The organism is Streptomyces sp. (assembly GCF_035563135.1).
Classification (GTDB): domain Bacteria; phylum Actinomycetota; class Actinomycetes; order Streptomycetales; family Streptomycetaceae; genus Streptomyces.
The window spans coordinates 1-9,727 of record NZ_DATMVN010000805.1; the positions used below are offsets into that span (position 1 = coordinate 1).

Genomic DNA, 9,727 nt, shown 5'->3' on the forward strand with positions numbered 1-9,727 from the left:
GGCCATGAACAGTCAGCCGGGCATTACGGTGGGACACGAAGACCTCCGTGTGGTGCAGTCCTAGACAGCTCCACCACACCGGAGGTCTTCGCCTTTGATCAAGACCCCCGTGTCAACAACGCTCGTGATCAATACAGCTAGCTCTTGGGCCGCGTGGGCGCGGAGAAGGTCACAGTACGGCTCCTGCTTGCGTTTCGGCGTGCGCGCCGGCTGCTCCCTGGGTGACGGTGGCCCTCCGTCGGTGTTCGCCGTGGCGTCCCCGCTGTCTCGGCTTCACCGAGAAGGATCCGACCGCCAGGCGCACCGGCTCTGCTGAGGAGACTGCATGAACTGGACACTCGAGGTCATCCCGGTCCCCGTCACCGACATGGACCGGGCGAAGGAGTTCTACACCGGGAAGGCTGGTTTCCAGCTGGATCTGGATGACGAGGTCGCCCCCGGAATGCGCATCATCCAGCTGACGCCTCCGGGCTCGCGGTGTTCGATCGCCATGCTTCAGGGGATGCCCGCGTTCCCCGGGGAGAAAACGATGGCCCCCGGGGCGCTGCAGGGCCTTCAGCTCTGTGTGACGGACATCGAGGCCGCCCGCGAGGAACTGGCCGGCCGGGGGGTGGATGTTTCCCCGGTCCGGCATGTGGGGGCGGCCGGCTGGGAGGAGGGCAGGGGCGGCACCTGGAATTCGTTCATGTCCTTCACCGACCCGGACGGCAACGGATGGGTGGTCCAGGAGGCGCCCTCCGAACTGTCGGAACGCTGACAGCGGGGCGGGGCGGGACGGCCACCGCTCGGTCCGTCCCGCGCCACCCCGCTGTGTCAGGCGCTGGGATCGAAGGGGATGCCGGCCGGCCGGGCCTTTGCCAGGTGGCTGGAGAAGTTGCCGTCCCCGAGACCGAAGACGGCACTCCCGAAGTCCGCCTGGACCAGCTTGTCCCGCAGGCCTGCCGGGTAGCCGTTCCAGCCGACGAGACCGGGGAACCGCCACTGGTGGTAGTGGTTCTCCGGTGGCTCGTCGTTCGAATTCGCAGGGCGGAAGCAGTGGGTGCCGATACCGTCCTTGTGGTAAACGATCTTGGGGTGGGTCCCTTCCCATCGGATCTGATCACTGGCATGGACATCGAAGTCGCCGTGGGCAGAGGTGGACACGTAGCGGGCTTCGTCGTTCTGGACCCACACCACGACGTGTTCCCAGTCGTGCCGATGCCCGCCGAACCCACTGCCTGCCACCGCTTGGTCCTTCTCGAAGTAGAGCCCGTACATGACCGCACACCACCCGTTGTTGCACATGGAGCGGGCATAGCCGTTGGTGTTGTCCAGATCCACGGCGTCACGGCAACTTCCGTTGACCGCGCCTGTCGTGTTGAGGCCTGCGGCGACGGTCCCGTCCGTGCCGATGGCCGGCGTGGGGTAGCACCCGTCCGTGTCGTAGTCGTAAGCAGGTTGAAAGGCTTGTTCCAGTGCGTCCGCGTTCGCGGGCAGTGCAGTCGGTGGTGCGGCGAACGCACTGCTTGCCGAGGTGATGACCAGAGCGAGGGCACCGGCCATGACGAGGCCGGCCTTGCGGAGCGATGTACTGGGTTTCACTGCGTCCTCCGGGTCGGCGCATGACTGCGGGGGCATGCGCGCTATGCCTGGCATGCCCATCACAATCACCTCGAACCCTGTGGGGAGCCGTGCCCGGCCCTCGGAACGCCTGCATCGACGGCGTCGCTCAAGCCGGCCCACACTCAGCGCAGGCGTGCGGCTGTGCCGGTGGGTGCTGCCGCACCCGATGTGCCGCCCTGGGCGGCCTTGCCCGGGCGCAGGGTCCACGGCACCGGGTCGGTGTTCATCAACCACCCGTCCACGATCAGCCGGCGGATGACGTAGATCCGCAGTTCCCGGGACATCTTGCCCCAGCCCATGGCCGTGCAGAGCTGCTTGACGGAGGGACCATGGCCGTGAGCAGCACGGAACGAGGCAGCGAACTCGGCGGCGGCAGGCCCCTGGTCGGGGTACGCGGCCTGCCAGGCACCGTAGGCCCTGTACACCTTCTCCTCGAACTGGGCGGGAACCGCCGTACGCATGAAGGCCTCCGACACCCTGGCCGTGGACAGGGAACACTCGGGGCAGCCCTCGACAGCCTCGACGTGCCGCCTCAGGGCGGTGCTTGCCCGGTCCTTCCACTCGTCCCAGGTCAGCTCTTCCGTCTCCAGCTCGTCACGCGGGCCGGGCGGGACGTCGCACAGGGGACGCATTCCCGACAGATGCCGTACGGCCTCGGCGAGCAGGTAGCGGTCGCCGTCCCGTTCCCGCAGGAATTGCTTGGCGAGCAGTTCGGGCAGGGCGGCCCTGCATTCGTCGGGAAGGTGGGCGGGCAGCGTTCCGTACTCGTCGGCCGGACCGTGGGCGGACAGGAACAGCGCGGCCAGCCGTGCGGCGGTCGAGGTCTTCTTGACCGGCTTGGCGGACAGGGTCCGGGCCGTCCAGCCCGACACCCTGGAGCGCATCACCTTGCCGAAGGGCAACGGGGAGTCCGGCCGACCGCCGAGATCCGGCACGGTGACCCCCACCGGCGTGACCAGATCCGTGCCCAGCAGGGCCTCCTGCCCCTGCCAGCCGAGAGCGGCGAAGGCACCGACGGCTCCCTCCGGGTCGGCCAGACGGAGGGAACGCACATCCTGGCCGGTGAGATTGCCGATTCCGCTGCGGGCCGCCCGGATGGCGACGACCACCGCGAGGAGCTGCGCATCGGCCCCCCTCAGCGGCAACGAGCAGACATAGGCCAGGAGTGTGCGGGCGGCTTCACCCTGGCGGGGCGTCAGCAGGAAGGGCTTGGGCTTCGCTGCCGGGGCGGAGGGCGAGCTGGAAGGGGAAGAGGACATGCCCTGCACAACGCGCAAAAGAGGCCGAGGTCACCACTCGTACCGGCACACGATCACGACAAGGCTTCGTCATGGACCGCGGGGGCTGCCGGCCCCTCCCGTTCCGGCGCCGGTGTTCCTCGTGTTCCGTGGCGGCGTCTTCGGCCCAGTCTGATGTGATGGCGGTGGAGCGGTACTTCCGTGCCGCATCGGCCACCTCGTCTGTATACCGTCGCCGTATGACTGTCCTCGAAAGCCTTCGCGCCGACCACGCTCCCGCTCTGCTCGCCTTCGAGCGCGAGAACCGGGCGTATTTCGCCGCCTCGATCCCGGACCGGGGGGACGATTACTTCTCCGGATTCGATGCCCGGCACGCCGAGTTGCTGGCGGAGCAGGAGGCGGGGACGCACCACTTCCACATCCTGGCGGACGAGGCCGGGGCCGTGCTGGGGCGCGTGAACCTCGTCGGCGTCGCGGACGGCTCGGCGGAGCTCGGGTACCGGATAGCCGGGCGAGCGGCGGGACGTGGACTGGCCACGTGGGGCGTCCGCAAGGTATGTGCACTGGCTTCCACGGAATACGGCCTGACCTCGCTCCGGGCCGGGACGACGGTGGACAACGCGGGTTCGAGGACCGTGCTGGCCCGTGCGGGTTTCGTGGAAGCCGGCGCCATCACTCTGGCGGGGAGGCCCGGGCTGCGCTTCGTCCGCGATCCGGCGGGCCCGGGCCGCTGAGCCCGGGGTAGCTCCGCAGGCTCTCGGGCGGCGGAACGCACATCGGTGGCACACCGCGATGCGGTCCGCCACCGATGAGCCCGTTCGTGCTGTGCGTCAGTCTTCGTCGATCTGCTCGTCCGTGATCGTCCCCTTCACCGCGTCCACGTCGAAGGTGGTCTTGTTCCATCCCTTGGAGACGACGTCGACCTTCCAGACGAGAACCTGGCTGTCGTTCTCGTCGAGGGCGATCGAGGTGACCCAGCCCTTCTGCCTGCCCATCGCGGTCTTCGCGGCCTGCTGGGGCGTCTGTGTCGCCTTGGCGATCCGGGCCGCGAGTTCCTGCTTGTCCGCATCGCTCTGACCGGCTTCCGGTGCGAAGTCGATGACGTCGCCGGACACCGCGTCGATGGTCACCCTGTGAGCGGTGCCGTCCTTCTCCACGACCTCCGCCACCCACTTCGGGCTGCCGGCGCTGCCGCTGGGGCTCGGGCTGCCGGTCCCGCTCGGGCTCCCGGTGGCCTCGGGGCTCGGGCTGGCGTCGCCGGTCGGGCTGCCTGCCGGGCTCGGACTGCCGGTCGCGTCGTCGTCGTCCTCGTCATCGAGGCCCTCGAGATCCAGGTCGGTCAGCTTGCCACCGGACACCTCACCGACGGCCGTCGTGGCGGCCTTGTCGAAGGTGACCTTGACGGTCGACAACAGTTCCTTGCGCTCGGCCTGGTCCTCGGTCAGCTGCGCCGTCCCGGAAGGGCTGCCCGAAACACTCCCGGAGGGGCTGGTCGTCTGGTTCGGAAGGACCTTCGCTGCCTCAGAGGTCTCCGCAGCTGTCCTGTCACCGCTGTCCTGACCACAACCGGTCACGAGAGCGGCGGCAAGCACGGCGGCGCACAGGGCACCGCCGGTCACACGGAGACGGCGGGTACGCGGGGAAACGGTCTTGTTTCGACGGGGCTCAAGTCTCATGTCTGCATGCCTAGCCGCCGCTGCGAACAGTCATGTTGTTCGACCGGCGGGTGTCACCCGTTCGACAGCACCCTCCGCCCATTCGGCGTGTCGTACCGCCCCGCACCCGGACGTGCCCGGACAGGAGAACGGCGCCGGTTCGAGCGAACCGGCGCCGTTCCTGAAGGAGCTGTGCGTCGTCAGGCAGTCAGCTGCACCTCGGCGGGTACCGGCGACGGGGCCGGCGGCCCTGCGGGCCGAACGGCGCGCAACTGCGCCGCAGCGGCGGCCAGGGCGTCGGGTACGGTCCTGGTGCCGGTGGTGACGCAGAGGGTGTAGGAGATGTCCTCGAGCCGGCGGCTGCTCTCGGAAGTGCCCAGCCGTGCATGGGTGCTTCGCAGTGTCTCGTAGCGCTTGACGAGATTCCGCAGCGTTGCAGGATTGGCCATCAGCACGGCAGTTCCTCTCCACAGGGCGGCCGGGAGCCCGTGGGCCCCGCGCCGACGAAGTCCGATCGCGCCGGCAGTACCGCCTGGCGTCACGGCCGGCCGTGCGAAGCTGACAGCACGCGTCCGGTCCCTTGCAGATGATGGTCGCTCCGCCGGACCCATCCCGCATCCGCAATCACGGACGGTCACCCGGCCGTGCTCCCCCCCAGCACATACCGCCCCGATGGGAAACAATGGGGGTGACGGGCGAGCGGCTGCTGCCGGCCCGGTCGGGAGGTGGGTCATGGATTACCCGGAGAGTTACGAGCTCATATTCCGGGCGGGCGGCGCCGAGGACGACGTGGTCGCCGTCCACCTCACGGCGCGCTCCGGCGCGGGTGGTTACCCGATATACGAGGACGAGTCCGGGATCGTGCGCGCCGAGATCAGCGAGCGCGGCGAAGTGCGCATGCAGGCGAGCGGCGGTCACCAGGTCCTGGGGGCCCCGCTGCTGGCCCGGCCACTGGACCCACGGGTCACCGCCCATGGATCCGATTGAGGATCCCGGACGGCGCATGCACTGCGTCGAAGTCCGTTCATGCCCACTCCTCATCCGAATGTGTTTACTTTTCGGAGGCGTGTCCGTAGTCTGCCGGTGAAACCACAGACTCGGGCATGAAACGGATACGTAACCACATGTACGCACCGGAGCGGCAGCAGGAAATCCTCCGCATCGCCGACGGGAGCGGGCGCGTCGATGTGCTGTCCCTGGCCGAGCGGTTCCAGGTGACCGCGGAGACGATTCGGCGCGACCTCAAGGCGCTCGACCGCGCGGGTTTCCTCCGCCGGGTGCACGGCGGTGCGATTCCGGCCGGGCGGCTCGGTTTCGAACCGGATCTCGCCGAACGCGACACCGTGGCGGCCGACGAGAAGGACCTCATCGCCGCTGCGGCCCTGGGCGAACTCCCGGCCGAGGGCAACATCATCATCGATGCCGGAACGACGACCGCCAGACTGGCGGCCGCCGTTCCGATCGACTCGCGCCTCACCGTGGTCACCCACGCCCTGCCCGTGGCCGCGCGCCTCGCGGACCATCCGGGGATCGCACTGCATCTGGTCGGCGGCAGGGTCAGGCACCGCACCCGCGCGGCCGTCGACGCCTGGGCACTGAGCGCGTACGCCGAGATCAACGCGGACGTCGTCTTCCTCGCCACGAACGGCTTCTCCCCCGAGGGCGGGCTGACCACCCCGGACCTGGCCGAGGCCGCCGTGAAGCGTGCCGTGATCGCGGCGGCCCGCCGGGTGGTGCTCCTCGCAGACTCGGGCAAGGCCGGTCAGGAGCACTTCGCGCGCTTCGGCGATCTTTCACACGTCGACCTGCTGATCACCGATACGGGGCTGAGCCCCCAGGACGCCCGGACCATCGAGAGCCGGGGCACGGAAGTAGTACGCGCATGATCCTGACCGTCACCCCCAATCCGAGCCTGGACCGCACCTACGAGCTTCCGGGGCTCATCCGCGGGGCCGTGCTGCGGGCCGCCGCCGACCGTGTCGATCCCGGCGGCAAGGGCGTCAATGTCTCCCGGGCGGTCGCCGCCGCCGGGCACCGCACGGTGGCCGTCGTGCCGTTGGGCGGATCCGAGGGCGCATCGCTGGCGCGGCTGCTCGGAGAACACGGCATCGAGGCCGCCGGGGTGACGATCGCCGACAGCACCCGTGTCAACATCACCCTCGTCGAACCCGACGGCACACTCACCAAGATCAACGCGGCGGGGCCCGAGATCGCCCCTGCCGAGGCCGAGCGCCTGCTGGACGCCGTCCGGACCCGGACGGCGGGCACGGACTGGATCGCCTGCTGCGGAAGCCTGCCCCGCGGACTGCCCCCGCAGTGGTACGCCGACCTGGTCGCCGAAAGTCACCGTGCCGGCGTCCGGATCGCCCTCGACACCTCCGGCGCCGCCCTCGTAGCCGCGTTGCGTGAACAGCCGGATGTGATCAAACCGAACACCCAGGAGCTCGCCGAGGCCGTGGGCCGTCCGCTGGCGACGGTCGGTGACGCGCTCAAGGCCGCACAGGAGCTGTGCGAGCTCGGGGCACGGTCGGTGCTCGCCAGCCTGGGGGCCGTCGGGCAGTTGCTGGTGGAACGGTCCGGGGCCCATTTCGCCGCTGCGCGGGTGCACACCGTCCGGAGCGACGTCGGTGCGGGAGACGCCTCGCTCGCCGGGTTCCTGTCCGCAGGCGGAGCGGGCCGGGCCGCTCTGTCGGCGGCGGTGGCGCACGGTGCCGCCGCCGTACAGCTGCCCGGAAGCGCCATGCCGGCACCGGCCGACCTCGATCCGGCCTCGGTCGTCGCCACCGAGGACATCCCCGTGGACCTGGCGCTCACGGAGCAGACCACATGAGCGCCCTGCACCTGTCCAGTTGTACAACGCCCCCGTCCCCCGCCCCCGGGCGGTCCACGAGCAAGGAGCCCCGCGATGAGTGAGCTGATCACCGCGGAACTGGTCGATCTCGATCTGTCCGCCGAGACGAAGAGCGCGGCCGCCCGTTCCCTGGCCGAACTGATGGTCGCAGCCGGTCGTGTCACCGACCTCGACGGCTTCCTCACCGATGTGGCGGCCCGCGAGGCACAGATGCCGACCGGCCTGGACGGCGGCATCGGCATTCCGCACTGCCGGAGCGAACATGTCACCGTACCGACGCTGGCCTTCGGACGCAGCACGAGGGGCATCGGCTTCGGTGCTGCGGACGGCCCTGCTGACCTCATCTTCCTGATAGCCGCGCCCGCGGGCGCGGACGACGACCACCTCACGATCCTGTCGGGCCTGGCACGGCGGCTCATGGACCCCGGGTTCACCGGTGCGCTGCGGGCGGAGGGTGCTCCCGGCGCCGCGGCGGCCCGGATCCGCGGCGAGGAGGTTCCCGCAGCGGTTCCGGAACCGGAGGACACGACTGCGGCGGACACAGAGAGGGAGGCGGCCGAACCGTTCCGGATCGTCGCCGTCACCTCCTGTCCGACCGGTATCGCACACACCTACATGGCCGCCGAGTCGCTGCAGGCCGCGGCGCGGGCCCAGGGAGTCGTGCTGGACGTCGAGACACAGGGCTCGGCCGGTTTCGACCGGCTGGATCCAGCGGTGATCGCCGCCGCGGACGCGGTCATCTGGGCCCATGACGTGGACGTGCGGGAGAAGGCCCGGTTCGACGGCAAGCCGGTCGTCGACACCGGCGTGAAGGCCGGGATCAACCGGCCGTCCGAGCTCATCGCCGAGGCCCGGCACAAGGCGGAGCGGGGAGAGACCGGCGGAATCCCCGGCGAGCGCCATGCCCCGGATGCCGGTACCGGCGGTGGACCGGGAACCTCCGGGCACTTCGGTGTCCGGCTGCGGACCTATCTGATGTCCGGTGTCAGCTACATGGTGCCGTTCGTGGCGGCCGGAGGACTGCTCATCGCCCTCTCGTTCGCCATCGGCGGTTACGAGATCGCGAGTGCGAAGTCGGTGGCCGACCACTTCGTGTGGGGCGAGGCTGCCAGCTGGGCCGCCCTGCTCAACCAGATCGGCAGCGCCGCTTTCGGCTTCCTGGTTCCGGTGCTGGCGGGGTACATCGCCTACGGAATGGCGGACCGGCCCGCGCTCGTCCCCGGTTTCGTCGGCGGCGCCATCGCCCTCACCGTCGATGCGGGCTTCCTCGGCGGCCTGGTCGCGGGCCTGCTGGCCGGTGCGGCGGTGATGGCGATCCAGCGGGTGAAGGTGCATCCCACGCTGCGTGGCATCATGCCGGTGCTGGTGATCCCCCTGCTCGCGTCGATTGCCGTCGGCTTCCTGATGTACATCGTGGTCGGCAAGCCGATCGCCTCCCTCCAGAACGCCCTCACCGACTGGCTGAACGGACTGTCGGGTTCCAACGCGGTCATCCTCGGCATCGTCCTCGGCCTGATGATGTGTTTCGACATGGGTGGTCCGCTGAACAAGGTGGCGTACGCCTTCGCGGTCGGCGGCCTGGCCGACCCGACCCCCGGCAGCCTCAAGGTCATGGCCGCGGTGATGGCGGCCGGCATGGTGCCTCCCCTGGCGATGGCCCTCGCCACGACCGTACGCCGCAGGCTGTTCACCCGGACCGAACAGGAGAACGGCAGGGCGGCGTGGGTGCTGGGAGCCTCGTTCATCACCGAGGGCGCGATCCCGTTCGCAGCGGCGGATCCCTTGCGGGTGATCCCCTCCGTCATGGCCGGCGGAGCGGTCACGGGTGCGCTGTCCATGGCGTTCGGCTGTACGCTCCGCGCACCGCACGGTGGTGTCTTCGTCGTCCCGCTCATCGGTGAGCCGTTGCTCTACCTGCTGGCGATCGCCGCCGGAACCGCGGTGTCCGCTGCTCTGGTCGTCGCCTTCAAGGGCACGCGTCGCGATTCCGACGCCACCGCCCCCACGGATGAAGGGGCTGGAGCCCCCGTCACGGCCTGATCCCTGCCTTTCCTCCGAACCTCTGACAATCCCTTCGCCCAGGAGTGAACACGTGTACCAGCGCACCGTCTCCGTCGGCTCCCGCAGTGGCCTGCACGCCCGGCCCGCCTCCCTCTTCGTCCAGGCAGCCATGCGGCAGCCGGTCGCGGTGTCCGTCGCACGCGAAGGCAGTGAGCCGGTCGACGCCCGCAGCATGCTGTCGGTGCTCGCCCTGGCGGCTCAGCACGGTGATCTTCTGGTGCTGTCAGCCGTGGGCGAAAGCGCACCGGAAGCGGTCGAGGAACTGGCTGGTCTCCTGTCGCAGGATCTCGACCAGAAGGACTGAATGTGACCGATACCTG

The 9,727-nt window shown here is 69.7% G+C and carries 11 protein-coding genes; 7 read left to right on the plus strand and 4 right to left on the minus strand.

What is annotated here, in order from left to right; genetic code table 11:
• The first annotated feature begins 325 nt into the window (after positions 1–325).
• Entirely contained in the window at positions 326–757 is a 432-nt protein-coding gene (locus VN520_RS35755) for a VOC family protein (protein ID WP_325751114.1), read from the plus strand.
• A gap of 56 nt (positions 758–813) precedes the next feature.
• Here the strand turns inward: VN520_RS35755 and VN520_RS35760 are convergent, their stop codons facing one another.
• Positions 814–1,542 carry an NPP1 family protein gene (locus VN520_RS35760; RefSeq protein ID WP_414720059.1) on the minus strand — a complete coding sequence of 243 codons (729 nt, stop codon included), beginning with the start codon at positions 1,540–1,542 and terminating at the stop codon, positions 814–816.
• A 182-nt stretch (positions 1,543–1,724) separates the two neighbouring features.
• The gene (locus tag VN520_RS35765; RefSeq protein WP_325751116.1) at positions 1,725–2,861 is read right to left on the minus strand and encodes a hypothetical protein; all 1,137 of its coding nucleotides are present in this window, start codon (positions 2,859–2,861) and stop codon (positions 1,725–1,727) included.
• A gap of 218 nt (positions 2,862–3,079) precedes the next feature.
• Here VN520_RS35765 and VN520_RS35770 point away from each other — a divergent pair, with 218 nt between their 5' ends.
• A complete protein-coding gene (locus VN520_RS35770; protein ID WP_325751117.1) occupies positions 3,080–3,574 on the plus strand; it encodes a GNAT family N-acetyltransferase in 495 nt (164 codons plus the stop codon).
• A 96-nt stretch (positions 3,575–3,670) separates the two neighbouring features.
• Here the strand turns inward: VN520_RS35770 and VN520_RS35775 are convergent, their stop codons facing one another.
• Both VN520_RS35775 and VN520_RS35780 read right to left on the minus strand, forming a co-directional pair.
• Positions 3,671–4,516, minus strand: a complete 846-nt coding sequence (locus tag VN520_RS35775) for a PepSY domain-containing protein (RefSeq protein ID WP_325751118.1) — start codon at positions 4,514–4,516, stop codon at positions 3,671–3,673.
• Between the two features lie 179 nt (positions 4,517–4,695).
• Positions 4,696–4,950, minus strand: coding sequence for a DUF5133 domain-containing protein (locus VN520_RS35780; protein ID WP_325751119.1), 255 nt, complete (start codon positions 4,948–4,950; stop codon positions 4,696–4,698).
• 277 nt (positions 4,951–5,227) lie between these two features.
• Here VN520_RS35780 and VN520_RS35785 point away from each other — a divergent pair, with 277 nt between their 5' ends.
• The 5 genes from VN520_RS35785 (at position 5,228) to VN520_RS35805 (ending at position 9,711) form a co-directional block, all read left to right on the plus strand.
• Positions 5,228–5,482, plus strand: a complete 255-nt coding sequence (locus VN520_RS35785; protein ID WP_325751120.1) for a DUF6296 family protein — start codon at positions 5,228–5,230, stop codon at positions 5,480–5,482.
• A 137-nt stretch (positions 5,483–5,619) separates the two neighbouring features.
• Positions 5,620–6,381, plus strand: coding sequence for a DeoR/GlpR family DNA-binding transcription regulator (locus tag VN520_RS35790; protein WP_325751124.1), 762 nt, complete (start codon positions 5,620–5,622; stop codon positions 6,379–6,381).
• Complete coding sequence (gene pfkB / locus VN520_RS35795; protein WP_325751121.1) at positions 6,378–7,325, plus strand: 1-phosphofructokinase; 948 nt, start codon at positions 6,378–6,380, stop codon at positions 7,323–7,325. Before VN520_RS35790 ends, pfkB begins: the two co-directional genes overlap by 4 nt.
• Positions 7,326–7,400: 75 nt before the next feature.
• Positions 7,401–9,386, plus strand: coding sequence for a fructose-specific PTS transporter subunit EIIC (locus tag VN520_RS35800; RefSeq protein WP_325751122.1), 1,986 nt, complete (start codon positions 7,401–7,403; stop codon positions 9,384–9,386).
• 52 nt (positions 9,387–9,438) lie between these two features.
• Positions 9,439–9,711 (plus strand): HPr family phosphocarrier protein, encoded by a 273-nt coding sequence (locus VN520_RS35805; RefSeq protein WP_325751123.1) that lies wholly within the window; start codon positions 9,439–9,441, stop codon positions 9,709–9,711.
• Positions 9,712–9,727 lie beyond the last annotated feature (16 nt).